General features: G+C 62.7%; 25 protein-coding genes and 2 pseudogenes. 10 read left to right on the top strand and 17 right to left on the bottom strand.

The annotated features are described in order from the left end of the window. Nucleotides 1-37 precede the first annotated feature (37 nt). Both YUA_RS0117960 and YUA_RS0117955 read left to right on the top strand, forming a co-directional pair. On the top strand, nt 38-1,213 hold the full coding sequence (locus YUA_RS0117960) for an ABC transporter substrate-binding protein (RefSeq protein WP_027531945.1): 1,176 nt from the start codon (nt 38-40) through the stop codon (nt 1,211-1,213). Between the two features lie 30 nt (nt 1,214-1,243). Continuing rightward, nucleotides 1,244-1,702: a cupin domain-containing protein gene (locus YUA_RS0117955; RefSeq protein WP_027531944.1), complete on the top strand. Its 459-nt coding sequence runs from the start codon at nt 1,244-1,246 to the stop codon at nt 1,700-1,702. Between the two features lie 8 nt (nt 1,703-1,710). Here YUA_RS0117955 and YUA_RS0117950 read toward each other — a convergent pair whose 3' ends face one another. From YUA_RS0117950 to YUA_RS0117935, 4 genes and pseudogenes are all read right to left on the bottom strand, one after another. Continuing rightward, complete coding sequence (locus YUA_RS0117950) at nt 1,711-2,961, bottom strand: flavin-dependent oxidoreductase (RefSeq protein ID WP_027531943.1); 1,251 nt, start codon at nt 2,959-2,961, stop codon at nt 1,711-1,713. 135 nt (nt 2,962-3,096) lie between these two features. Next, nucleotides 3,097-3,358: pseudogene (locus YUA_RS0117945) on the bottom strand (bifunctional salicylyl-CoA 5-hydroxylase/oxidoreductase); the annotation flags it as partial. A gap of 76 nt (nt 3,359-3,434) precedes the next feature. Continuing rightward, nucleotides 3,435-4,271 (bottom strand): enoyl-CoA hydratase family protein, encoded by an 837-nt coding sequence (locus tag YUA_RS0117940; RefSeq protein ID WP_027531941.1) that lies wholly within the window; start codon nt 4,269-4,271, stop codon nt 3,435-3,437. Nucleotides 4,272-4,314: 43 nt separating this feature from the next. After that, complete coding sequence (locus YUA_RS0117935) at nt 4,315-5,076, bottom strand: SDR family NAD(P)-dependent oxidoreductase (protein ID WP_027531940.1); 762 nt, start codon at nt 5,074-5,076, stop codon at nt 4,315-4,317. A 230-nt stretch (nt 5,077-5,306) separates the two neighbouring features. Between YUA_RS0117935 and YUA_RS0117930 the strand changes: the two genes are divergently transcribed. Genes YUA_RS0117930 through YUA_RS0117910 form a run of 5 tightly spaced genes read left to right on the top strand, consistent with a single transcriptional unit; the run spans nt 5,307 to nt 11,032 of the window. After that, nucleotides 5,307-6,125: an alpha/beta fold hydrolase gene (locus YUA_RS0117930; RefSeq protein ID WP_027531939.1), complete on the top strand. Its 819-nt coding sequence runs from the start codon at nt 5,307-5,309 to the stop codon at nt 6,123-6,125. Nucleotides 6,126-6,132: 7 nt separating this feature from the next. After that, nucleotides 6,133-7,422, top strand: coding sequence for an acyl-CoA dehydrogenase family protein (locus YUA_RS0117925; protein ID WP_027531938.1), 1,290 nt, complete (start codon nt 6,133-6,135; stop codon nt 7,420-7,422). Between the two features lie 2 nt (nt 7,423-7,424). Further along, the gene (locus tag YUA_RS0117920; protein WP_027531937.1) at nt 7,425-8,951 is read left to right on the top strand and encodes a class I adenylate-forming enzyme family protein; all 1,527 of its coding nucleotides are present in this window, start codon (nt 7,425-7,427) and stop codon (nt 8,949-8,951) included. Further along, nucleotides 8,948-10,036: an NAD/NADP-dependent octopine/nopaline dehydrogenase family protein gene (locus YUA_RS0117915; RefSeq protein ID WP_027531936.1), complete on the top strand. Its 1,089-nt coding sequence runs from the start codon at nt 8,948-8,950 to the stop codon at nt 10,034-10,036. The genes YUA_RS0117920 and YUA_RS0117915 overlap by 4 nt, the downstream gene beginning before the upstream one ends. A 3-nt stretch (nt 10,037-10,039) precedes the next feature. Beyond that, nucleotides 10,040-11,032, top strand: a complete 993-nt coding sequence (locus YUA_RS0117910; protein WP_027531935.1) for a 3-hydroxybutyryl-CoA dehydrogenase — start codon at nt 10,040-10,042, stop codon at nt 11,030-11,032. Here the strand turns inward: YUA_RS0117910 and YUA_RS0117905 are convergent. The 6 genes from YUA_RS0117905 to YUA_RS0117880 form a co-directional block, all read right to left on the bottom strand. Continuing rightward, nucleotides 11,029-12,075 carry a peptidase M29 gene (locus tag YUA_RS0117905; protein ID WP_027531934.1) on the bottom strand — a complete coding sequence of 349 codons (1,047 nt, stop codon included), beginning with the start codon at nt 12,073-12,075 and terminating at the stop codon, nt 11,029-11,031. The two genes, YUA_RS0117910 and YUA_RS0117905, sit on opposite strands and share 4 nt — an antisense overlap. 29 nt (nt 12,076-12,104) lie before the next feature. Continuing rightward, nucleotides 12,105-12,872: an ABC transporter permease gene (locus YUA_RS0117900; RefSeq protein ID WP_027531933.1), complete on the bottom strand. Its 768-nt coding sequence runs from the start codon at nt 12,870-12,872 to the stop codon at nt 12,105-12,107. Beyond that, on the bottom strand, nt 12,869-13,654 hold the full coding sequence (locus YUA_RS0117895; protein WP_027531932.1) for an ABC transporter permease: 786 nt from the start codon (nt 13,652-13,654) through the stop codon (nt 12,869-12,871). The genes YUA_RS0117900 and YUA_RS0117895 overlap by 4 nt, the downstream gene beginning before the upstream one ends. Further along, nucleotides 13,651-14,496 carry an ABC transporter ATP-binding protein gene (locus tag YUA_RS0117890; RefSeq protein ID WP_027531931.1) on the bottom strand — a complete coding sequence of 282 codons (846 nt, stop codon included), beginning with the start codon at nt 14,494-14,496 and terminating at the stop codon, nt 13,651-13,653. Before YUA_RS0117890 ends, YUA_RS0117895 begins: the two co-directional genes overlap by 4 nt. A 126-nt stretch (nt 14,497-14,622) precedes the next feature. Then, nucleotides 14,623-16,317 (bottom strand): dihydroxy-acid dehydratase, encoded by a 1,695-nt coding sequence (gene ilvD / locus YUA_RS0117885; protein WP_027531930.1) that lies wholly within the window; start codon nt 16,315-16,317, stop codon nt 14,623-14,625. 77 nt (nt 16,318-16,394) lie between these two features. Next, complete coding sequence (locus YUA_RS0117880) at nt 16,395-17,378, bottom strand: ABC transporter substrate-binding protein (protein ID WP_027531929.1); 984 nt, start codon at nt 17,376-17,378, stop codon at nt 16,395-16,397. Between the two features lie 176 nt (nt 17,379-17,554). Here YUA_RS0117880 and YUA_RS0117875 point away from each other — a divergent pair, with 176 nt between their 5' ends. Beyond that, nucleotides 17,555-18,463 carry an NAD(P)-dependent oxidoreductase gene (locus tag YUA_RS0117875; RefSeq protein WP_027531928.1) on the top strand — a complete coding sequence of 303 codons (909 nt, stop codon included), beginning with the start codon at nt 17,555-17,557 and terminating at the stop codon, nt 18,461-18,463. A 6-nt stretch (nt 18,464-18,469) separates the two neighbouring features. Here YUA_RS0117875 and YUA_RS0117870 read toward each other — a convergent pair whose 3' ends face one another. The 4 genes and pseudogenes from YUA_RS0117870 to YUA_RS51720 form a co-directional block, all read right to left on the bottom strand. Further along, the gene (locus YUA_RS0117870) at nt 18,470-19,033 is read right to left on the bottom strand and encodes a flavin reductase family protein (RefSeq protein WP_027531927.1); all 564 of its coding nucleotides are present in this window, start codon (nt 19,031-19,033) and stop codon (nt 18,470-18,472) included. Between the two features lie 9 nt (nt 19,034-19,042). Then, complete coding sequence (locus YUA_RS0117865; protein WP_035971224.1) at nt 19,043-20,272, bottom strand: acyl-CoA dehydrogenase family protein; 1,230 nt, start codon at nt 20,270-20,272, stop codon at nt 19,043-19,045. 64 nt (nt 20,273-20,336) lie between these two features. Further along, nucleotides 20,337-21,605 (bottom strand): CaiB/BaiF CoA-transferase family protein, encoded by a 1,269-nt coding sequence (locus YUA_RS0117860; protein ID WP_027531925.1) that lies wholly within the window; start codon nt 21,603-21,605, stop codon nt 20,337-20,339. 233 nt (nt 21,606-21,838) lie between these two features. Beyond that, a pseudogene (locus YUA_RS51720) lies at nt 21,839-21,976 on the bottom strand (GNAT family N-acetyltransferase); the annotation flags it as partial. A 304-nt stretch (nt 21,977-22,280) separates the two neighbouring features. Here YUA_RS51720 and YUA_RS0117855 point away from each other — a divergent pair. Next, a complete protein-coding gene (locus YUA_RS0117855) occupies nt 22,281-22,466 on the top strand; it encodes a hypothetical protein (protein ID WP_027531924.1) in 186 nt (61 codons plus the stop codon). Nucleotides 22,467-22,764: 298 nt separating this feature from the next. Here YUA_RS0117855 and YUA_RS0117850 read toward each other — a convergent pair whose 3' ends face one another. Both YUA_RS0117850 and YUA_RS0117845 read right to left on the bottom strand, forming a co-directional pair. Continuing rightward, nucleotides 22,765-23,022 carry a hypothetical protein gene (locus YUA_RS0117850; RefSeq protein WP_027531923.1) on the bottom strand — a complete coding sequence of 86 codons (258 nt, stop codon included), beginning with the start codon at nt 23,020-23,022 and terminating at the stop codon, nt 22,765-22,767. A gap of 107 nt (nt 23,023-23,129) precedes the next feature. Continuing rightward, nucleotides 23,130-23,378: a hypothetical protein gene (locus YUA_RS0117845; RefSeq protein WP_027531922.1), complete on the bottom strand. Its 249-nt coding sequence runs from the start codon at nt 23,376-23,378 to the stop codon at nt 23,130-23,132. 433 nt (nt 23,379-23,811) lie between these two features. Here YUA_RS0117845 and YUA_RS0117830 point away from each other — a divergent pair, with 433 nt between their 5' ends. Beyond that, complete coding sequence (locus YUA_RS0117830) at nt 23,812-23,997, top strand: hypothetical protein (RefSeq protein WP_027531921.1); 186 nt, start codon at nt 23,812-23,814, stop codon at nt 23,995-23,997. 50 nt (nt 23,998-24,047) lie between these two features. On the opposite strand, the gene YUA_RS48335 is transcribed toward YUA_RS0117830, so the two are convergent. Next, on the bottom strand, nt 24,048-24,221 hold the full coding sequence (locus YUA_RS48335) for a DUF3606 domain-containing protein (RefSeq protein WP_084292666.1): 174 nt from the start codon (nt 24,219-24,221) through the stop codon (nt 24,048-24,050). Nucleotides 24,222-24,469: the final 248 nt, after the last annotated feature.

Here is a 24,469-nt window from a genome sequence, read left to right as displayed (position 1 = left end):
ACGCGGCTTGCTGTGCAAGCTCACGGGGGGACGGATCATGAAGACGCAACTGACCTTGGCCGCAGCCGCACTTCTTCTTGGGACCGCGATGAGTCCTGCCCTCGCCCAAGAGAAGATCAAGCTGGGGGTGATCGTGACCCTGTCGGGACCCGCCGCAGCACTCGGGCAGCAGGTTCGCGATGGCTTTGCCCTCGCGGTGAAGGATCTCGGCGGCAAGATGGGCGGCCGTGATGTCGAGGTCGTCGTGGTCGACGACGAGTTGAAGCCCGACGCGGCCGTGACCAAGGTCAAGGGCCTGCTCGAGCGCGACAAGATCGACTTCGTGGTCGGCCCGATCTTCTCCAACATCCTCCAGGCGATCCACCGGCCGGTCACGGAATCCAAGGTGTTCCTGATCAGCCCCAATGCCGGCCCGTCGACTTTTGCCGGCAAGGACTGCAACCCATTCTTCTATGTGACGTCGTACCAGAATGACCAGGTGCACGAGGTCCTCGGCAAGGTCGCGCAGGATCGCGGCTACAAGCGGATGTACCTGATGGTGCCGAACTATCAGGCCGGCAAGGACTCGGTCGCCGGCTTCAAGCTCGACTACAAGGGCGAGATCGTCGAAGAATCCTACATGCCGCTCAACACGCTGGACTTCCAGCCGGAGCTTTCCAAGATTGCATCGCAGAAGCCCGATGCGCTGTTCACGTTCATGCCGGGCGGTCTCGGCGTCAACCTCGTCAAGCAGTACAAGCAGGCGGGTCTCGCCGACAGCATTCCCGTGCTCTCGGCCTTCACGGTGGATGAATCGACCTTGCCGGCGCAGCAGGACGCGGCCGTCGGCATGTTTGGCGGCGCGAACTGGGCGCCTAATCTCGACAATCCCCAGAACAAGAAGTTCGTCGCCGCCTATGAGGCCGCCTATAACAGCGTGCCGGGCACCTACGCCTTCCAGGCCTATGACGCCGCAATGCTGATCGACAGCGCCGTCAAAGCTGTGAAGGGCGACCTCTCCAACAAGGACGCCGTTGGGGCAGCATTGAAGAAGGCGGACTTCACGTCGCTGCGCGGTTCGTTCAAGTTCAACACCAACGGCTATCCGATCCAGGATTTTTACCTGACCAAGGTCGCCAAGCGTCCTGACGGCAAATTCCAGACCGAGATCGTCCAGAAGGTTTTTGAGAACTACGGCGACCGCTATGCCAAGGACTGCAAGGCGGCGAACTAAGGCCGCGCGTCGCGTTTAGGGAGGACTGCAATGAAGAGCGAGATCACTGGCATCACCAGGGCCAATGAGGGAATCCAGGGCATTTCCTGGAACATCCTCGGCCAAACCTATGTGCCGAAGAGCAACACCGAGCACAGCTTCTCCTGGCACGCCACGCTGCCGCCGGGCACCTTCGTGCCACCGCATATCCATCCCGACCAGGATGAATATCTCTACATGCTGGAGGGCAAGCTCGATTTCATGCTCGGCAATTCGGAGGCGCAGGCAACGCCCGGCGACCTGATCCGGCTCGGCATGGGCGTGCCGCACGGCATCTTCAACAAGTCGGACCAGACCGCGAAAGTGCTGTTCTGGGTCTCGCCGACCAAAAAGCTGTTCGACCTGTTCTGGGGCCTTCACAACATGAAGGAACAGAAGCCTGAAGACGTGGTGGCGATGGCCGCCGAGTTCAACATCCACTTCCTGCCGCCGCCTCCCGGCGCCGGCTAACAGCTGCTTTAGGCCCGCACCGCCGCGAGTCCCGGGACCGCGGCGAAGCCGGCCTTGGTGGCATAGCCACGCACGATCGCCTCGCGCTGGGAATAGCTCAGCACGTTGTCGACATTGTCGAAGCCGTCGGGCGCAAGTTGCTCAACGGCGTCGATGACGCCTTCGGGGCCTCCGCGCCGGTTGGAGCGGACGATGTCCGCCGTCATCGGCAGGCGCTTCTTCTCGTATTCCATCAAGGCCTGACGCGGATGCTCGGCGCGCACCAGCGCGTCCGCAAGGCAGCGCGCGTCGAGGATCGCCTGTGAGGCGCCATTGGAGCCAACCGGATACATCGGATGCGCGGCATCGCCGAGCAGGGTGACGCATCCGGACGACCAATAGGGCAAGGGATCACGGTCGCAGATCGGATGTTCATAAAACTCGGGCGTCGCCGAGATCAGGCTCTTGACGTCGATATAGGGCACCGAGAAGCGCGCCACATGCGGCATCAGCTCTTCGCGCCGGCCCGGGCGCGACCAATCCTCTTTCCGCGGCGGCGGCGCATTGCCCTCGCCGATCTTCACGAGCACCGCCCAGTTGGTGAGGCGGCTCGCAGGGCTCGATCCCTCCGCGATCGGATAGACCACCACCTTGGCGTTGAGGCCACCGGCAACGATCATCGACTTGCCGGTCAGGAACAGCGGCCAGTCGCGCGCACCGCGCCACAGCATCAGGCCGTTCCAGCACGGCGGCCCTTCGTTCGGAAACAGCGTATCGCGCACGCGCGAATGGATGCCGTCCGCGCCGATCAGGATATCGCCACGCGCGGTGTGAATATGCGAGCCGATGCGATCGAAGAAATAGGCCGTGACGCCGCCCTCGTCCTGCGTGAACGCGCCAAGCCGGCAACCGGTGTGGATCGCCTCCGCCCCGAGCCGCTCCTCGACAGCGCGATGAATGACACCCTGGAGGCGGCCGCGATGGATTGAGAATTGCGGCACATCGTGGCCGGCGTCCACGCCGCGGGCTTCGCGCCAGACCTCCTGACCATGACGGTTGAGGTAATAGAGCTGGTCGGTGCGGATTGCGACGTCGTCAAGCTTTTGCAGCAGGCCAAGACTGGCAAGCTCACGCATGGCGTGCGGCAGCGTGTTGATACCGACGCCGAGCTCGCGGATCGTATCGGACTGCTCGAAAATCTCGCACCCGATGCCACGAGCCCGCAGCATCAAAGCCGTGGTGAGACCACCGATACCGCCACCGACGATAATCGCCTTCATTGCCCTATACTCCACTCAAATACACAGGCAATTGGGTTAACGTCGCACGATCGGTCACTCCGCCGCAAGCGGCTTTGTCGCCTCCGCCTTGAGCTCAGCCCGGGTCTTGGGCTTAATTCTCAGCTCCTCGAGGCCCTGCCGCGCCCGCTCCTGCAGAATCAGAAGCAGCTTTTGCCGAGAGCAGCCGCAGAAACCGTTGCCGCCGACCCGATGCACCGGGCCGCGAAAATGCACGGCGATATCGTCCCAATAGGCGAATACCTGGGTGATGCGGCGATAGCTCGGGAGGTCATGTTTCTCGAAATTGTCGAGCGTAGCATCCGAGAAACACCACGCCGAAGCCGAAGGTGTCGTCGGCGCGGTTGCGCTCATAGACGGTGATATCGGCGCTCGGGCGGATTGCAGGAAAATTATTTCAAGCCTAAAATATTTCCGCGCAAGTCCCCGTTGCAGGCCTCCCGCAGGAAAGGCTCTCAATCCCCCCTGAAGACCGGCTTGACCTTGTTCGCAAACGCCTCGAACGCGCGCTCGAAATCAGCCGTCGTCATGCACAGCGCTTGGGCAACGGCCTCCGCTTCGATCGCCTCTTCCACCGACATCGCCCATTCCATGGCCAGCATCCTCTTGGTCATGGTGTTGCCGAAGGTCGGCCCTTCCGCCACCTGCTTGGCCAGCAGCTGCGCCTGGGGCAGCACTTGTTCCGACGTGACGATGCGGCTGAAGAAGCCCCAGCGCTCGCCCTCTTCCGCTGTCATGAACCGGCCAGTGTACAGAAGCTCGGAGGCGCGGGACTGACCGATGATCCGCGGCAGGATCGCGCAGGCACCCATGTCACAGCCGCCAAGACCAACCTTGTTGAACAGGAAAGCCACCTCGGCGCCGCTTGCGGCAAGCCGCATGTCGGACGCCATCGCGATGATCGCGCCAGCGCCGGCGCAGATACCCTCGATCGCGGCGACGATCGGCTGCGGGCAAGCTCGCATCGCCTTGACGAGGTCACCGGTCATCCGGGTGAAAGCAGTCAGCCCCCTGGTGTCCATCTTCACAAGCGGGCCAATGATCTCGAACACGTCGCCGCCGGACGAGAAATTGCCGCCGGCACCAGTGACGACGATCGATTTGACCGCGTCGTCGAACGCGCAGGCGCGGAAGAAATCCGTCAGTTCGCGGTAGCTCTCGAATGTCAGCGGATTCTTCCGCTCGGGACGGTTGAGCGTCACGGTGGCAACGCCGTCGACCACGGCCAGCAGGAAGTGTTGCGGCGAATAGTCCGCGAGCGGCACGGTGACGGGATTGGCTGGTCTGCTCATGCGATCTCCTTGGCTTCCTTGTTCCGCCTCTGCACCACGCGCACTAGATTTCGCCACCGGCGACCGCAATCGCCTGCCCCGTGATCGCACCGGCGTTCTCACTGCACAACCAAAGCACGGCATTCGCCACTTCCCGCGGCGTGATCAGGCGTCCCTGCGGATTGTGCTTCGCGAGTTCCGCGATCGCCTGCTCGCGGGTTCGCCCGGTCTTCTTCATGATGGTATCGATGCTGCCGGCAACCAGATCGGTGTCGGTAAAGCCGGGGCAGACCGCATTCACGGTCACGTTGCTGCTAGCCAATTCCAGGGCAAGCGAACGTACAAGACCGACCACGGCGTGCTTCGCCGCAGTATACGCGCTCACGTAAGCATACCCCTTGAGCCCGGCCGTCGATGCAATCGCGACAATGCGCCCATAAGGACGATCCTTCATCCCGGGCAGCACTGCGCTGATAGCATGGACAACGCCCATGAAATTGACATCCATCATGCGCGCAAAAAGCGCGCTGTCCGATTTCGCGAACGGCGCGGATTCGGCGCTGCCGGCATTGGCGATCAGGATATCGATCGGCTTTCGTGCATGTGCTTCGGCGATAGCTGCCTTCAACGCCGTTTCATCCGAGACGTCGGCGGCGGCAGCAAAATGTGCGGCGCCTGCGCTCACCGCCTCTTCGAGAGTAGCCGCGTTCCGGCCGAGCACCGTCACGGTGACGCCAGCGCCGACAAGGGACGCTGCGATCGCGCGGCCGATGCCGCGACCGCCACCGGTCACCAGCGCGTGCGGCGAATGCGGCAATGCGGACATGCGCGGGCTCCCTGAGGTCAGCTGATCGTTCCTCCGATATATTTTAACCTTCAAGTTTTTGCAACGAAAGCGCCGATCGACACCGCAAACACTCTCTTGCAGCAAACACTCTCTTGCAGCAAACACTCTCTTGCAAGAGACCGGCCCGAAAATTGCTTTAAGTATAAAATTATCTCTTCCCATCCCCCACAGGCCTGTTAGCATCGCCGGGCCAAGCAAAAGGATGTCGCGTGTCGCAGCCTGCGCCAATGATAACAAGGGACGGACGCTTCGCCTATGAAACCGCGGGCGATCCGGACGCGGCACCCCTGATTTTCCTGCATGGCATTGGCGGCGCGGCGCGGGCCTGGCGGCAGCAGCTTGCCACATTCGGCAATCGTTTCCGCGCAATTGCGTGGGATATGCCGGGCTATGGCGGCTCGGCGCCGCTTGCCAGTGTCAGCATCGCTGCCCTGGCCGAAGCGCTTCAGCAATTCATCGAACAGATCAGTGCGAGCAAGCCCATTCTGGTCGGGCATTCGATCGGCGGCATGATCGTCCAGAAATGGCTGGTGCAATCGCCGAAATTGGCGCGTGCGGTCGTTCTGGCACAGACAAGCCCAGCCTTCGGCAAGGCCGACGGCGACTGGCAAAAATCGTTCATCGCGGCGCGGCTAGGCCCGCTCGACCGCGGCGAGATCATGAAGTCGCTGGCGCCCTCGCTGGTGAAGGAGCTCGTCGGTGACGATCCAGACCCAAAGGGGATGGAGCTTGCGCGCGATTGCATGGGAAGCGTGCCCGAGGCGAGCTATCGCGCCATGATGCTGGCGTTGATCGGATTCGATCAGCGCAGCACGCTTAAGGACATTTCCGTGCCGACCCTGCTGCTGTCCGGTTCCAAGGACAACAATGCCCCTGCGTCGATGATGGCGAAGACCGCGACCTACATTCCCGCGGCCGAATATATCGAACTTCCCGGCGTCGGCCATCTCGCCAATCTTGAACGTCCCGATGCCTTCGACAAGGCTCTCGGCAGCTTCGTCGATTCCGTCGCTGCAAAACACGGATGACTGCGCAATGACCATGCAAGTCAGCAAGACGATCGGCGCCACCGACAAGATCGCGCTGGATGCACCGATCTTCGATCCTGTGGCGTTCCGCCTGAGCGACGAACAGGCCGGGATCATCGCACGTACGCGGGAGATCGGCCAGAGCGTGTTCGCAGGTCGCGCCGCGACCTACGATCGCGACGCGGTCTTCCCGACCGAGAATTATCGCGACCTGCATCGCGTCGGCCTGCTCGGCATCGCCGTGCCCAAGAAGCACGGCGGACTGGGAGCAAGCTATCAGACCTACGCTCTCGCCGCGGCGGAGATCGGCCGCTATTGCGGCGCGACCGCGCTGACCTGGAACATGCATGTCTGCTCGACGCTGTGGTCCGGGCCCCTCGCCGATGACCTCGACATGGACACCGAGACCCGCGCGGAACACGAGAAACGGCGCGCCGTCCATTACGCGCGCATCGTCGCGGACGGCGCGATCTACTCGCAGCCGTTCTCCGAGGGCGGCGCGGCAGCCGCCGGCGGGGTCGCTTTTGGCACGGAAGCAAAGCCTGTCGAAGGCGGCTGGATCGTCAACGGCAAGAAGATCTTTGCATCGCTCTCCGGTCACGCCGACTATTACGGCGTGCTCTGCACCGAGATCGAGGAAGGCGAGAAGGCCTCACGCCGCAATACGCTGTACCTCGCCATCCCCGCGAAATCGCAAGGCGTGTCCGTCGTCGGCGACTGGGATCCGCTCGGCATGCGCGGCACCGTCTCGCGGACGCTGCTGTTCAATGATGTGTTCGTCCCGGGCGATTCCGCTCTGATGCCGCGCGGCGTCTATTTCCAGGCGGCGATGCGCTGGCCCCACATGTTCCTGACGCTGTCGCCGACCTATATGGGCCTCGCACAAGCCGCTTACGATTTCACGGTGCGCTATCTGCGCGGCGAGGTGCCGGGCATGCCTCCGGTCAAGCGGCGGATGTACCCGACCAAGCAGATCGCGGTCGCGCAGATGCAGATCAAGCTAGAGCAGATCAAGGCGATCTGGTTCCAGGCCGTCACCGAGGCGCGCGCCAATCCGAGCAAGGAGCAGGTACTGCGCGCCTATGCCGCGCAATATTCGGTGATGGAAGGCGCCAATGAGCTCGCTGCGCTCGCGATCCGCACCTGCGGGGGACAGGCGATGCTCCGCTCGCTGCCGCTGGAGCGCATCTATCGCGACAGCCGCTGCGGCTCGCTGATGCTGCCCTGGACAGCCGAGCTCTGCCTCGACCGGATTGGTCACGAGGCGTTGTACGAGGCCGGCGAAACGGACGACTGACGGTGGATCTCTGCAGTCTGATCGATCGCAACGCGGCGTTTTCGCCAGACAAGACCGCCATCGCCTTCGAGGGGGAGCGGCTGAGCTACGCGGCGTTCGCCGATCGCATCGAACGGACCGCAACAGCTTTGAAGCAGGAATTTGGTGTCGGCCGCGGTGACCGCGTCGCGATCCTGAGCCTGAACCGTCCGGACTATCTGGTCCTGCTCTACGCATGTGCACGGCTTGGCGCCATGTTGGTGCCGCTGAACTGGCGGCTGGCGGTCGCCGAGCAACTTTTCATCCTCACCGATGCCGGCGCCAAGTTGCTGGTGCTCGAGCAGGCATTTGAGGCAGTCCTTCCCGAACTCGCGCCGGGGACTGCCGTCGTCGGCATCAATTTTGCGCCACCGCGCGGCATGACCTTCGAGAGCCTGCTGGCGCGCGAGGGACGCAGCGGACGCAATCCGCACACCGATCTCTCCTGCCCGCTGCTCATCGTCTACACGTCAGGAACGACCGGGCGGCCGAAGGGTGCTGTGCTGCGCCAGGAGGCGCTGTTCTGGAACGGCGCCATGAGCCAGCACATGCACAACATGACGTCGGACGATCATGTGCTGACGGTGTTGCCGTTCTTCCATGTCGGCGGGCTCAACATCCAGACTACCGCGGCACTTCAGCTCGGCGCGACGGTCACAATCCACGCCCGCTTCACGCCGGACACGGCACTTGCGGCCATCGAACGGGAGCGGCCGACGTTGACGGTCATGGTGCCGGCAATCATCCAGGCCGTCAGCGAGCACCCCGCCTGGGCGACGACCGATCTCTCGTCGCTGAAGGCCGTCGCGACCGGCTCGACCATCGTGCCATCACACCTGATTGATCGCTTCGTCGCGCGCGGCGTGCCGGTGCTGCAGGTTTACGGTTCGACGGAAACCTGTCCGATCGCCATCTACACCCGCCTCGGTGGCGATCTGTCGCGCGCGGGATCGACCGGACTTGCCGGCCTGTGCTGCGAAGCGAAGGTGATTGATCAGGCCGGCAACGAGGTACCGGCTGGCACGCCGGGCGAGATCGCGGTCCGCGGCCCCAACGTCTTCTTCGAATATTGGGGCAATGCGGACGCCACGCGCGACGCACTGCACGACGGCTGGTATCGCACCGGCGATATCGGCCTGTGCGACCCGGATGGTTATTTCTGGGTCCGCGACCGCAAGAAGAACATGATCATTTCCGGCGGCGAGAACGTCTATCCCGCCGAGGTCGAACGGGTGCTGCTCGAACATCCCGATGTCAGCGAATGCGCCGTTATCGGCCGGCCGGATCCACGCTGGGACGAGGTCCCCATCGCCTATGTCATCCGACGATCCGGCCGCCGTCTCGAAGCGGACGAGCTGAGAGCGCATGTTCAAGCCCAGCTCGCTCGCTACAAGGTTCCACGCGACATCGTCTTCGTCGCCGACCTGCCGCGGACGGCGCTTGGCAAGGTTCAACATTTCCTGCTGAAGCAGCTTGATGCGCAGTCGCGCGCGCAAGGAGAAGCAACTTGAAGATTGCGGTTCTGGGTGGGGGAAACGGCTCTTTCGCGGCCGCGGGCGACTTTGCGCTGTCAGGGCATGAGGTCCGGCTATGGCGCCGTGACGTAGAACAGGTCGAAGCACACCGTGCCGCCGGCTCCCGCATCCTCCTGAAGGACCACAATGGCCGCCACGACGTCAAGCTGGCGCTGGTGACCACCGACATCGCCGAAGCGATCAGCGGTACTGAGCTGATCCTCTGCCCTGCCCCCGCCTTCGCTCAGCAGGATATCGCCCGGCTCCTCGCCCCGCATCTGCAGGACGGCCAGGTCGTGTTTCTGCCGCCCGCAACATTCGGCTCGATGATCTTCGCGCAGGCAGCGCGAGACGCCGACAATCGCGCCAAGGCGAGCTTCGCCGAAACCGGCACGCTGCCCTGGCTCACCCGCAAACACGGGCCATTCGAGGTCGCGATCACCATCCGCGCCAAGCGACTGCCGGTCGGTGTGTTCCCGCTCGACCAGGCGCCACATGCGATCGAGGTGATTGGGCGCGCCTTTCCGGGCGTGATCGAGCCCTGCGGCGACGCGCTATCCGGCGCGCTGATGAATGCGGGCTGCATCATTCATCCGCCGCTGATCGTGATGAATGCGGGTCCGATTGAGCACTTCGAAAGATGGGACATCCACAAGGAGGGAACGCAAGCTGCAATCCGGCGTGTCACTGACGCACTCGACGCCGAACGGATCGCGGTGCGCGAGTCGCTTGGCTATGGTGCGCCTCACTTTCCACTCGCCCATCACTACGCCAAGGAAGGCGAGATCTGGATGTATGGCCGCGGCTCGCATGACCGCCTGACGGATTCGGGCGACTGGCGCGAGCGGATCGTGCTGACCGAGCACCGCTACATGCGCGAGGATCTGCGGCTTGGGTTGTCGCTGCTGGTGTCCGTCGCTGAGCTAGCGGGCGTGGCCGCACCGCTCGCCAAGGCGTTCCTGGCCATCGGCGGCGCAATCTGCGGCGAGGATTTTGCGCAAGACGGCCGGACGTTGGAGACGCTGGGGCTTGGCAAGCTTCACAAGGCCGAATTGCAGATGCTGCTTCGTGAGGGATTCTGACCGATGACCCGTCGCGCCAACATTGCCTGTCTCGGGGCAGGTCGGATGGGCCGCGGTATCGCCGTCGCGTTCGCCTATGCGGGACACACGGTCACGATGATCGACATCAAGGCCCGTTCAGCGGACGATTTCGCCAAGCTGGAGGCCGACGCTCTCGGCGAGGTCAGGAAGACCTTTGCCAGCCTGTCGAAGCTGGGGTTGCTGACCGAGGCGGATGTTGATCCGCTCATCGCGCGGGTATCGGTCGTGCCGGCCAGCCAAAGCGGCGCCGCGTTGTCCGGAGCCGGAATGGTATTCGAGGGCGTTCCTGAGGTCGTCGAGCTCAAGCGCGAGGTGTTGAGGGCGGCTTCAAAGCAGATCGGCCCAGACACGATCATCGCGTCGACCACGTCGACCATCCTCGTCGACGATCTCTCGGGAGCGATCGTGAATCCCCGCCGCTTCCTCAACGTGCATTGGCTCAACCCGGCCTATCTGATCCCACTGGTCGAGGTTTCGCCCGGCAAAGCCACCGACCCTGCCATCATCGACGAGGTCAAGGCGCTGCTCGAAGGCATCGGCAAGGTGCCGGTCGTTTGCGCAGCAACACCCGGCTTCATCGTCCCCCGCATCCAGGCGTTGGCAATGAACGAGGCCGCGCGCATGGTCGAGGAAGGCGTCGCCAGCGCGGAGGAGATCGACAAGGCCATCCGCTACGGGTTCGGCTTCCGTTATGCGGTGCTTGGGTTGCTTGAGTTCATCGACTGGGGCGGCGGGGATATACTGTACTACGCCAGCCGCTATCTCGAAGGCGCTCTCGGCAGCGATCGTTATCGCGCGCCGGACGTCATCTCACGCAACATGCATGAAGGCCGGATCGGCCTGCGCACAGGCGCTGGCTTCCTCGATTACTCAGGCATGGATGTTGACGCCTATCGGGTGAAGCGGCTCCAGGCCATGGTCGACCTGCTCCGGCACTTCGACCTGGCCCGGCCTCCGGTGCTCGATCGCAGCTAGCCAAAAACGTCCTGAAGCACGCCTTCCCGCACCACTGCGACGCCATCGAGCTCGATGGTCGTTCCCATCATTGGCAGGTCGAAATGGCCTGCGGTATAACGACCGGCAAACTCATTAGCACCGGTCGAGAACAGAAAATTGCCAGAGACGGCGCGAATCTCGGTGCCGTTGGTGTCGCGCTGGTCATACATTGACAGCGCCTCGTAGCGCGCACCGGGGTTCATGCCGAAACCGACATGCGACACGGCATAGGCCTCGCGATCGCCCCAGGCGGCGAGATAGGCGCGCATCATTGCGGCATCGGTCCCCTCGCCTTCCAGCTCGACCACGTAATCGTCCTCCAACGTCATCTTCACCGGCGACGTCAGATAGCGCTTGAACGTGAGGTTGATGTCGCCAGGCGCCATCACCAGCGTGCCGTTGATCGTCCCGCTCTTCGGGAAGCTGACGACGATGCCGCCCGGCCAATGCGCCAGAGTGCCGGGCTTGTCCGTCCAGCCCCATACGCCGACTGTCGAAGCGCCGACCATGTCCACATCGAGCGCCGTGCCGGCCTTCGAGGTGACCCGCATCCGCTTCGTCCCACGCAACATCTTCGCTGCCGTCCGAACGCGCTTCTCAAGCGCTGGATCCGGCATCATCCGCTCGAGCGCCTCGGGATGCTCGTTGGAGATCACCAGAATGCGCGCGCCAGCCTTCAATATCTCGGGCGTCTCCACCGCATGCATCAGGCCTTCGATGGTGCAATCCACCACGAAGCCCGCTTGCTGAAGCGCAGTGATGACTGGGCCGAGCCGCTGGATCGCTTCGCTCGCGCCTGTCGAGCGCACCGGAACGATATTGCGGTTGCGCGGCGTCGGCATGACGACGTGAAACGGCTTCGCACCCATCCGCAGCAGGGCCAGCTCCGCCAGATGTACATTCAGCGCGCGCGACTGGGTCTCCGAGAGGATCGCCGCGGTATCGCCGGCCTTGACCGCACATCGCTCAAAAATCTCGCAAAATGCGTCGATCCACTTTGCCTCGATGCGGTCAGCCAGCATGGTTCACTCCTGGTCTTCTGTTCGTCAATTCACGCTTCGGGGAAACCCCGCAAGAGGTACGATCGCACGGCACCCAACAGGCCGTTCAGGATCAAACCCAAAACCGAGATTGTGATCAACGGCACGAACATATCAACGGCCTGGAAGGTGCGGGCCGCTGTCACGAGGGCATGGCCCAGGCCGTCCGTCGACGTGATCATCTCTGCCAGAAACACCACGATGCAGGAAATGACAAGGCCGATCCGGCACCCGGTCAGGATCGAGGGCATTGCCGCCGGCAAGACAACCTTGAACAGGATTTCATAGCGCGGCGTTCCCGCCGCCATGGCCGACCAGATCAGCTTTTGCTCCACCGTCGAAGCCCCGTAATAGGTTGACAGCAGAATGGGAAAGAGCGCGTCCGCCGCCACCAGCGTGATCTTCGATCCGTGACCGAAGCCAAGCAACAGCAACAGCGCCGGATAGAGAGCGACCTTCGGCAATGGCGCCAGCACCCGCACGATCGGCCGCACCACGGCATTGATCGCCGGACTAGCAGCCGCCGCAATGCCGATGCTGACGCCAAGCACGACCGCTATCGCAAAACCAGCAAACAGCCGGATCAGCGTTGCCACGATATCCTGCTGAAACGTCCACGTTACAAGCTGTTGGAGCAGCCGGCTGAAAATGACGCCCGGCGGGGGCAGCAAAACCGCGGGCGCGAAGCCGAATGATACCAGGCCTTGCCACAGCGCAACCACCAACAAGATTGGCGCGAGCCCAAAGATGACGTTTGCTGAGAGAAACCGCGACATCATGAGAAGCTCAACGGCATGTCGAACTGAGGCTCGGACCAGCGCACGAGCCTTGCGCGGACCCGCTCAAAGACTGCATCAAGGCAAATGCCCATCGCGCCGACGATGATGATCATCGCGTAGACCGTGTCGTATTGCCCCATGTCGAGCGCATTGAAGAGGATGTTTCCGGCTCCCGACTGGCGAGCGATCATCTCGCTGGTGATCATGGTGATCAATGCCAGCACTAGGCCAGTGCGGCACCCGGTCAGAATTTCCGGGAGCGCAGCCGGCAACACGATCCGGACCAGGCGCTGCAAAGGCGACAGTCCCATCGCCGCACCCGACCACAGCATCTTTTCTTCGACGGCCTTGGCACCCTCAAAACTGTGATAGATCACCGGCAGGCTGACCCCGAGGAAGATCACCAGCGTCTTGGTGATATCGCCGACGCCGAGCCACAGCATGATGATCGGCATCAAGGCCGCCTTCGGCACTGGATAGATCACCATCAGCAGCGGATTGAAGAAGGCCGCGACCGCGCGGCTACGGCCCATCAACAGGCCTAGCGGAATAGAAACCAGTACCGCGATGCCAAAGCCGATCGCCATGCGGCGGAGCGAGGCCAGGATGTTGATCAGCGATTCCTTGTCACCGAGGATATCGGGGATCGCGCGGATCGCTTCGATAGCGGTCGGGAAACTGTCGTTCTTCAGCCCGAGCGAGGCGACCTGCCACACCGCCAGCAATCCGATGCAGGCCAGCACCGGCGCAGCGCGTTTCGTTACGGCAGCCGGCGAGATCATGAGGGCGCCCCGGCTTCGTCGCTTTCATCGAACATGCGCTCGATGTTGACGATGTATTTCTGGTAGCGAGGATCGAGCAACAACTCGTTGCGGCGCCGCGGGCGCGGCAGGTCGATATCGATGACTTCCCGAATGCAGCCGGGAGACTTCGACATCATCACGACCTTGTCCGAGAGGAAGACGGCTTCATCGACGGAGTGGGTGACGAATAGCACCGTCTTGCGGTCACGCTCCCAGATGTTCAGAAGGTCGTTCTGCAAGCGGGTCCGGGTGTGAGCGTCAAGTGCGCCGAACGGCTCGTCCATCAGCAGGACTTCGGGATGGTAGGCGAGCGTCCGGGCGAGCGCGACGCGCTGCTTCATGCCGCCCGACAGCTCCTTGGGATAGAAGCTCTCGTAACCCTTGAGCCCGACCATTTCGATCAAAGCGCGGCTCTGCGCTTCCGCCTCGGCGGCTCGCACACCCTGCTGGCGCGGACCGTACATCACGTTGCCAAGCACGGTTTTCCATGGAAACAGCGCGAATTCCTGGAACACCGGTCCGCGATCGGGGCCCGGCCCGGTGATCGCCTGTCCCTTGATCTTCGCCGCGCCGCTGGTCGGGCTGACGAAACCGCCGACGATGTAAAGCAATGTCGACTTGCCGCAACCGGACGGCCCAAGGATGGAGACGAAGGCTCCCTCCTCGATCGTCAGCGAGATATTCGATAGCGCCAAATGATCCTTGCGCGCCGAAGTCTGGAAGACCTGCGAGACGCGGTCGATCTCGATGATCGCCGAAGCCCGCTTTTGTGACGTCACCGGTCCCACCCATTCGCTCGATCTCGAAGGCACTACCTTCATCCCGTTTCTCGCTTCACTCTCGCGCTGACATCACGCAACCGATCTTGCTGAATGTCCTCCATCAGCAGCACGAGCTTAGCAAGAAACTTGCCAAACGGGTCACCACTTTCGCACACGTCCGATTGCTCAGTCGAACCACGGCCACTCCGTCGGCCCCTCATGCGTGACGGCCCCGCCTGGCGCCTGGCCGACCAGACGCGCATATTTCGCCAACGCGCCGGCGCGATGACGCGGCGGGCGTTGCTTCCAATCGCGTCGGCGCGTAGCGAGTTCCTGCTCGGCGACCAGCAGGTCCATGCGGCGGTCAGCGGCATCAATCCGGATCTTATCGCCATCGCGAACGAGCGCCAACGGCCCACCAACGAACGCTTCGGGCGATACATATCCGATACACATACCGCGCGTGGCGCCGGAGAACCGACCATCGGTGATGAGGGCCACCTTCTCGCCCATACCCTGGCCATAGATCAGCGCGGTGACGCCGAGCATCTCGCGCATGCCGGGACCACCCACCGGCCCTTCATTGCGGATCACCAAAACCTCGCCGGCCTTGTAGCTGCGGTCACGAACAGCCGCGACGCAAGCCTCTTCATCCTCGAAGACGCGCGCTACGCCCTCAAAGAACTGGCTCTTCAAACCCGCAACCTTGATGACGGCGCCATCAGGACAGAGGTTTCCCTTCAGCACAGCTACACCGCCGTCGGGCATGATCGGCGCGCGAACCGCGTAAACGACATCGCCATCGGGCGCATGGGCCGCGCCATATTCTTCCGCGAGCGTACGGCCCGTGATGGTCAGGCAGCTGCCATCGATATGCCCGCCTTGGATCAACTCGCGGATCACGACGGCCGCACCGCCGATATCGTAGACGTCCTTCGCCGTGTATTTGCCTCCGGGCCGCAAGTTTCCGATCAACGGCGTCCTGGCAAAGACTTCACCGACATCATCGATCGTGAATGCAATACCGGCCTCGTTCGCGATCGCCGGCAGATGCAGCGCGGCGTTGGTCGAGCCGCCTGTCGCAGCAACGATCGCCGCGCCATTCTCCAGGGATTTCCGCGTCACGATGTCACGTGGTAGCGGCCCGCCTCGTTCGAGCATCTCCATGATCAGCCGCCCAGCGCGGCGGGAGATCTGCGCGCGCTCGGCATAGACACCGGGCACCATCGACACGTTTGGAATGGTCAGGCCCATGGCCTCCGACACCATCCCCATGGTGTTCGCGGTGAACTGGCCGGCGCAGGCGCCGATGGTCGGCAGGCAGGCGCGCTCGATCCGCTCAAGCGTCGCAGCGTCGATCTCTCCGGTCATGAAGCTGCCGACGGCCTCATAGGAGTCGAGAACGGTCAGCGTTCGCCCATCCACGTGTCCCGGCAGCGAGCTGCCGCCATAAATGAAGATGGAAGGTACGTTGCAACGAACCATGCCCATCATCACGCCCGGAAGCGTCTTGTCGCATCCGCCGTATCCGATCAGCGCATCGTAGGCGAGGCCATGGACGACGGCCTCGATGGAGTCGGCGATCAGTTCACGCGAAAACAGGGAGAACTTCATCCCCTCGTGATTCATGCTGATGCCGTCGGAAACCGAGATGGTCGAGAATTCGCGCGGCGTCCCGCCGGCCTCCTCGATCCCGATCTTGGCCGCAGCCACCTGGAAATCGTGGGTCATGTTGCAGGGCGTCTGCTCGCCCTTCATGCTGACGATGCCCACCATCGGCTTGGCGATGGCCGCGTCGTCCAGGCCCATGGCGCGCATGAAGGCGCGGTGCGGCGCTCGGTCGAGGCCGTCGGTCGTTATCCGTGATCGCAACTTCTTCATGCCAGCATCATCTTCATGCAATGTCCCGCACGCGGCGGGACATTGCGACCTCATTGGTCCAGGAACAGCCCGATCGCCTATTGCAGTGGCGCGACGATCGTCGGGTGCTTGAACTGCGCAACATCCAGCTTCGGCAACATTCCCGTCTCCGCATAGATGTCGAGCATCTTCTGGATCGCCGGGAAATTCGGCGCCGCACCGGGATCGCGACCGAAATCATTGTCCTTGAGGAGATAGGTCTCGAGCACCGGGATGGGCGCTTTCAAGACCTCATTGACGACCTTCAACGTCTCTTCGCGGTTCGCCAGCGCCTTCTTCATGCCCGACGTGATGTCGCGGACATAGGCTTTGACCAGCTCCGGGTTCTTGTCGACGAAATCGGCACGGCAGGCTTCCAGAATGTGCACGATGTTCGGCATGGCCTGCGACAGCGAGAAAAGTTTGCGGGTGCCGCCCTTGGCCTCAGCTCGCGCCGCAAAGGGCTGGTTCATATTGACCGCATCGACCCGGCCCTGACGCAGCGCGTCCTCGGAGACGGCAAAACCAACCTCAACCAGCTTGATGTCCTTGGTCGGATCGATGCCGTTCTGCTTCAGGAGCAGGTTGAACGGGCCTTGCGTGCCGCCGCCGATGACGGAAATGCCGACCGTCTTGCCCTTGAGATCTGCGATCGTTTTGATTGGCGAGTCATCCATGACCGCCCAGTAGACTGAGAAGCCACCGGGCTTCTCGAAGACGTGCTGCGCCACGATGTAGGCCTTGAGATTGCCGCCGACCACGCCGTTGGCAAGCGACAGCGGCGCCTGCGTCGCGCAATCCAGTGCGCCGGCCGCTAAGGCCTGCGTCATCGGTGCGGTACCCTGAAACTGGGTCCACTCGATATTATAGGTCTTGCCGATAGCGGGAAATTCGGCCGGCCTGCGCATCATCCAGTATTTGGATTCCTCGGCCGGGATGGTCCAGCCCACGCGGATCATCTGCTGCGCCCGTGAAGGGCTTGCGCCCGCGATCATGGCCGCCACAGCCCCTGCTGCCAGCATCCACCTCGAAACTGCCCGCATCGTGCCCACTCCGTTGCTCCGGCGCCGACCGACGCCACCCAACCCGACCAGCCCAAATGTTTCATGGTTCAAACAATCAGGCAAGCCATGCATGCCGGCCGGTTTCGCTGTGGGATCCCTCATGTATGGTGCGCAGCGGTCGCGCGGCTTTGCGCCGCGACAGGAGGAGGCAACCTATGGCTGATGCGAGCAAGGCAAACCCGCAAGGCGCCGAGAGGCTCGGCTATCTCGGCCTAGGACTGATGGGAACGCCGATGACCCGGCGCCTGCTCAAGGCCGGGTATCCCGTCAGCGTCTGGAACCGTTCGGAGGGCAAGGTAGCTCCGCTCGTCGAAGCCGGCGCCAAGCGCGCGGGCACGCCTCGTGACCTGTTGGAGAACTCCGACGTCGTCTTCATGTGCGTGACGGATGCCACCGCCGTCGAAGAAGTGATCTTCGGACCAGAGGGCCTTGCAGCCGCTCCCGCCGCAGGCAAGCTCGTGGTCGATTTCTCGTCGATCCACCCCGACGCCGCGCGCGAGCTTGCGGCGCGATTGAAAACTGCGAACGGCGCAAGCTGGATCGATGCACCGGTGTCCGGTGGCACCAAGGGGGCCGAAGAAGGCACGCTTGCGATCATGGCCGGCGGAGCAGCTGACGATATCGAGAGAGTGCGGCCCTACGTGCTGGCCATGGCGCGCAGATTCACCCACATGGGTCCGGCCGGCGCGGGACAGACCACAAAACTCTGCAACCAGGTGATCGTCGGGTGCGCAATGGCCGTGCTCGCGGAAGCAACGCGCCTTGCCTCGAATGCTGGAATTGACGCAAGCCGGCTGCCCGAGGCGCTCGCCGGCGGCTTTGCGGATTCGATCCCGCTTCAGCTCTTCGTGCCGCGCATGGTCCATGGAATCCACTCGCCGCCGCTCGGCCACATCGCGACGATGCTGAAGGATCTCGACACCGTCGCCGATGTCGCCCAGGCGACGTCGACACCGGTACCGATGGCGACCCTCGCGGGACAGATCTTCAGATTGGCCAAGGCTGCACGCGGCGCAGACGCAGACGCTTTGGAAATCTACAAGCTCTCGGCCACAGATCGGTGAATCGACCTACGGCGACTTCTGGCGCTCGTCGTCGGCCAGAAACCGGCCATACGCCCCCCGCGCAAACAGCAGCGGCTCTGTTGCGTTGTAGGCATAAGCCTCTACCGCACCGAGAAAGATCACGTGATCGCCGCCATAATAGCGATTGACGGATCGGCATTGAAAATTCGCTACGCTCTCGGCAAGCACCGGTGCGTTGCCGAGGCCTGGCGTCCAGTCCACTCCCGCGAACTTGTCGTCGGACGATTTTGCGAATTTGTCTGCAAGCGCCTGCTGCGAGGTGCCCAGCACGTGGACGGTGAAATGGCTGGCGTTCTGAAACACGATCAGGCTCGACGAATAAACTCCGAGGCTCCAGAGGACCAGGGGAGGATTCAAGGAAACCGACGCAAATGAGTTGCAGGTGATGCCATACGGCTTTCCATCAGCCGCCGTGGCCGTGATGATCGTGACGCCTGTTCCGTAACTGCCGAGCGCGTTGCGAAAATCACGCGGATCAATCTGAGAGCTGTCGCTCGCGAACTCGTTGGCTGGATCAGGCGCGGCCGGCTGCTTTGGCAAATCATTCATCAGCCGGCCTCACAAGGTGAGATTCTCGGACGGCAGGCCGAGTGCCACACGTCCATAATTAGTTCCGGCCGCATCGAAATTGAATGCGAGATGTGAATTGATCGCGTGCGCATCGCGGAATTGCCGCTGCAACACCCCTGTCGTGAACAGGCCGCGCGCCCCGCTCGCTGCAAACAGCATTGAGACGGCGTCCGTGCATAGATTGACCGAGAACGCCCCGTCACGTCGATATCTGGTCTTGGCCATCATGTCGGGCGTGTGGTTGCGTCGTGCGTCTCCCATCGCCTCGATGCAGGCCGAGCGCATGATCAGGCGCGCGGCATCGATCTTGGCTGAGGTCTCGGCGATCTTGATTTGCGTGCTCTGGAAGTCGCTGAGCTTGGCGCGGTTGTACGTCGATACGCGGTGACGCGCGACCTCCGCATAGTCGTCCAGGCAGGCCTGCGCATTTCCAAGCGCGACGCCAGAGAGAACATAGGGAAACAGCGAGAACACGGGGAGCGCGTACAGCGGATTGGGGTTCACCTTGCTTCCGGGCGTTGCGCCTCCCGCAAGATCACCGACAGCGACTGTCATATACTCGGGCACAAATGCATCCCTGACTTCGACATCCGACGACCCGGTGCCGCGCAGTCCGGCGACGTTCCAGGTATCGAGGATCTTGTAGTCGGCCTTGGGTAACAGAAAGATGCGGTATTCAATGCCATCGGCCTCGTCGTCAGACGAGACGACGCTTGCGAGCATGTTCCATGCGCAGGAGCCGACGCCCGACGAGAACGGCCAGCTTCCGTGCAGCCGGTATCCGCCCTCGATCTTGCTGGCACGGCCGGCGGGGAAGATGAAGGATGATGCGATCAGCACGTCCGGATCTCTGCTCCAGACCAGATCCTGCGCACGCTGCTCGAACATGCCGAGCATCCAATGGTGGCTCGCCAGATTGGCAAGATTCCACGCCACCGATGCGTCCGCGCGTCCGAGCAGCTCTGCGCAATCGATCAGGGCGACATAGTCGAGCTCGGCGCCGCCGATGCGCTTCGGCTGGAGCATCCGGAACAGGCCCGCGTCGTGCAGGTCGCGCTCGGTTTCCGGTGGGAGGTGCCGCAACTCCTCAGTGCGAGCCGCGCGTTCCCGCAGTTGCGGCACGAGCGACCGGGCCCTTGCAATCATCGTCGCATAGGCTCGCTCGCCGGAGTCGGTCGCAACCGACTGACCCATACTCGGCTCTTGACCAGGCGCCATTCGTATCCCTCGCTCTCAAGCATTTATGCGGCGGGAACCCTGCCAAATCAAGCTGGTGCGGCGCTCAGCCTGACGTCGCAGCCTTGCGCCGCCCAAATACCCCTTTTTCGACCAAAACCGCAATCCGGTCTGTGTCGTAGCCGAGCGTCTCGCGCATGACGCCCTCAGTGTGCTCGCCCAGCAGCGGCGCGGCCACGGGATCAATTGCGGCCGTCAGGCTCATATTGATCGGCGGTTCGATGTTCGGCACCCACTGCGCCGTACGATGCGGGATTCGGCTCAAGCGCGCGCGTTCGCGTGCTTCGGGCGCATTGAATCCCTCCTCGACTGTCCGGAGATAGCCGACCGGAATATTGGCCAGCTTCATCTTTGCCATCCAGTTCTCGAGCGTGTCGCTTGCGAACACTTCCGCGATGGCCGTACGCAGGAGCTCCTTGTTCTCGGACCGCGCCTTCCGCGTGGCGAACTGCGGCTCGTTGACGAGGTCCGGGCGGTTCAGCACCTCGACCACCAGCCGTCGATACAGCCGGTCATTGGCGCAGGCCATGTAGAGCGGACCGTCGGATGCCTCATAGACGCCGACGGTGGGAGAGCCACTCGGCGAATTGCCAAATCGTCCCGGGTTCTCGCCGTTGATCAGATAGGCCATGCCGTAAAATCCGGTCATTCCCATGGCGACGTCGAACAGCGCGACCTCGACATGCTGTCCACGGCCAAGCCGATCCCGCGCCAGTAGCGCCAGCAGGATGGCATTGCAGGCCGACATCCCCGTCGCCATGTCGACAATCGGCGGGCCGGTCCGAACCGCTGGACCGTCGGCAAACCCGTTGAGCGACATGAATCCGCTCTCGGCTTGTGTAATGGGATCGAAGCCGGGGCGCGAGGCGAACGGCCCGGTGCGCCCGTAAGCCGAGATCGAGCAATAGACCAGCCGCGGATTGAGTGGCGCCACGGCCTCATAGTCCAGCCCGAACTTCTTCATCACCCCGCTGGAAAAATTCTCCACGACCACGTCCGCCTTGCGGATCAGATCCAACGCGATTTCGCGCGCCTCCGGCACGCCGAGATCGAGTGCGATGCCGCTTTTGTTGCGGTTCAGGCTGAGATAGGCCGCGCTTTCGCCGCCGATTTCGGCATGTTCATACGCGCGCGTGTCGTCACCACCATCGGGATTCTCGATCTTGATGACGCGCGCACCGAAGTCGGCGAGCGTTTGGGTGCAGGCGGGACCCGCGACCACGCGCGTGAAATCGACGACTAGCAGACCATCAAGTGCAGTTGGTCCTCCCGCCGCCCGCGACGGACGTTCCGGCAATTGAGGCTTGGTGGACATCCCTTAGGCTCCCTTACATCGGCTTGTGCTCGCCGAATTTCCTGCAAGCGAACTTAAAGCCCGATAGGGCCGACTTCGCAAGTGCTTCAGCAGCAACGCTTCAATACGCAAAAAGGACCCGGCAGCGGTCAAGCTGCCGGGTCCTCAAGCAGTTCAGGTGAACAAGTCCGAGCTTGCGTCGGCACACGATTTGACGTTGCGAAAGTCACCTTCCGCACCACGGGAAGCTCCACTCAGCGAAGCGACCTTCGCCAATAGAGCGTGTGCGACCAGGCCCAGGGCACCTCGGGTTCGTAGAGCCGATAGCCCGCCATGATGAAATTATTAGCGGAGAAACGATTGTCCGTTGTATCCGAAACGATACCGTCCCATTTGTCGAGAAGCGCAACGGTACGCGGGACAACGCACCCGCGTCGTGTCGTGCGCATCGGAAGTTGACTTGACAGATGGCGACGCCACTTGCCGGAGACTAGCTTCGCGGCCTTAGTCGCGGCGCGTATCTCCTCCACGAATGAAAACCCGCGGCGGATTGCCTCCGCGCGGGCGCGACCTGATTTTCGATTTTCCGATCATGCCATTCTGCCAGTGTTTTGCCCGACGTGTCAAACGAACGATTGAGCAAGGCAAACGTTGGGATCAGCATATCCGCCAGGACACCCGACAGGACACCCGACCATGACACCCAAGACTTCACGAACTCTGCCCGGACCTGAGCCACGCAAGGACAGCGAGCGCGACACGCAGCAGGCGGTCATCGAGGACGCCGACAAGACCGACAACAAGGACCGCGACCTCGTGCACGGCGACGGCGGCACCATCGGCATTCCCGCCAAGCCCCGCAATCTCTCGCGAGACGATTGAGCCGCGCCGCGCGTCCGCCGGCGAAATCAGCCTGCAGCGAGGCGAAGGGCGAAGGCTTGCGCAAAGATGGCTTGCGTAAAAAAGCCCGCGACGGATGTCTTTCGCGCGGACCGAACTGTTTCGATGATGCCATTGTGCCGGTGTTTTGCCCGACGTGTCAAAGCGAGAGAACGGCCCCGGCGCGGGACGGGGGCTTGGGCGCCGGAGCCGCCATTCCAGGCCGGTCCATCGGCGGCCAGACCGACCACCTCACCAAATCAGCTTCGGAGCCGGAAGTTCCTAACCGAGCTACCAGCCGTTACGCAGCTCGCGACAACTCCGCCGCGCGCTGTTCGCGTCCCTGCAGCAAGGCGATCGAGGTCAGCAGATTGTCCCTGCGCGCGCGCAACGCGAGGGCCAGCATCGAATAGGTGGCACTGCCGGGATCGGCATTGCGGGCATTGCGCTCCTCCTCGGCAATGTCGCTCTCCAGCATCTGGATCCGCCACTGCAGATCGGAGATCAGGGCATGGAGCTGCAAGGACGCGGTCGCTTCGAAACGGGACGGTGACTGCATGTGATCGCCTCAATCTGAAACGGCCCGATGGGCCGGGCTTGGATGAAGACGTCATGCAGCAAAAGCGATGCCAGCTTTTAAGGAACCAGAACAAGCGCCTGAGCGCCTCACTCCTCCGCCAGCCTCCGCTCGATATAGGCGTCCACCGTCTCCGCAAACGAGCGTTGCACGCCAACCGACGTGACATGGAGCTCAAGCGCGTCCTGCTGGAGCACGCGCAAGCCACGCCTGCGTGCGCTGACCGGCGCCATCGCCAGATAGTCGTCGATGGCGCCCATCGCCAGCGGGATGCCTTTCGGATCTCCCCTCGCGATCAGCAAACGCAGAAAGCTCAGGCAATCGGCCAGACCCGGCATGGGTTCGTATCTCAGCCTTGCCGCGATTTCGTCTTGGGCTTCCTGACGGGCTGGGTATGCGTCCCGAACAGCGCCAGCAGCAGCGCGACTTCTTCCTTCGAACCGATCTGGATCATGATAATCTCCTTTTCGCTCCGTTGGTCGGGGCGAACAGCGAAGGCGTTCAGGACGATCTGGTTTCAGGATTGTTTCAAGATTGTTTCGTTGTCGGCGCAGGCCGCATCGCGCGAGACGGACTCAGCCGTGCGGCTGCCACCCGATGAGCGCGCCGGCGAAGCATAGCAGCGAGCCGAAAGCCGTACCGCCCATTTGCATCCAGTCGTGACCGTGAGGCCGACGAGTCAAACTTTAATTGAATGCAACGAATCGGATTCGGCGGAACGAAATCTGTTCGCGCCATACTGGCACATGTCGTTCTCAGGAGAGAGGGCCGATGTACTACGTCGCCGCCGCATTGCTTGGGCTTTCAGGACTGTTCTACTCCGCGAGCCACCACGAGCTCGGCCAGTTCGGAGCGGGCGTCTGTACCTATGGCAGCACGTTTTGTGAGAACCCGGTGGTCGTCTTCACCGGCGCGGCGCTCGCCGCCGCCTGGGGCATGTTCGTCAGCATCAAGTAGCCCGCCGCCGGCGACAGCGAGCGGAATAATCCGACGGAAAAGGGGCCGGCTTAAACCGCCAGCTCCTTGCGGACCGCGGCGGCCGAATTGCCGACCTTGTCGACGGCCTGTTGCAGCTTGTCCCTGGAAACGCCGAGCGCATGGGTCCAGTACTTAACCTCCCAGGCCTCGTGCATGTTGATCTTGCTGCGGTCCGGCTGCTCGCGTTTCGTCAGATGGTCCATTTGCGACGTCCTCCTCACGACAGAAGAACGCCATCGCGCCTCCGCCGTTCCGAAACGGATCGTCGGCGCGGTGTTTGCGCACGAGATTTGCGATTCGGAAAACCGGCTGGGCAGCCGAGCGCCGCGGCGCGCAAGATCGCTTCCGAGTCCGGCGGAGCGTCGCACCTGATAAATGTTAAGTCGCGCGTGCCGGCGCCGCGGAGCAGCAGGTAACCGTCGCGCCTCACCGTGTGCTTTCCGCAAGGGAA

This window comes from Bradyrhizobium sp. WSM3983 (assembly GCF_000473045.1).
Classification (GTDB): Bacteria; Pseudomonadota; Alphaproteobacteria; order Rhizobiales; family Xanthobacteraceae; genus Bradyrhizobium.
The sequence above is the reverse complement of the archived record's forward strand: the minus strand, read 5'-3'. Positions and strand labels throughout refer to the sequence as shown.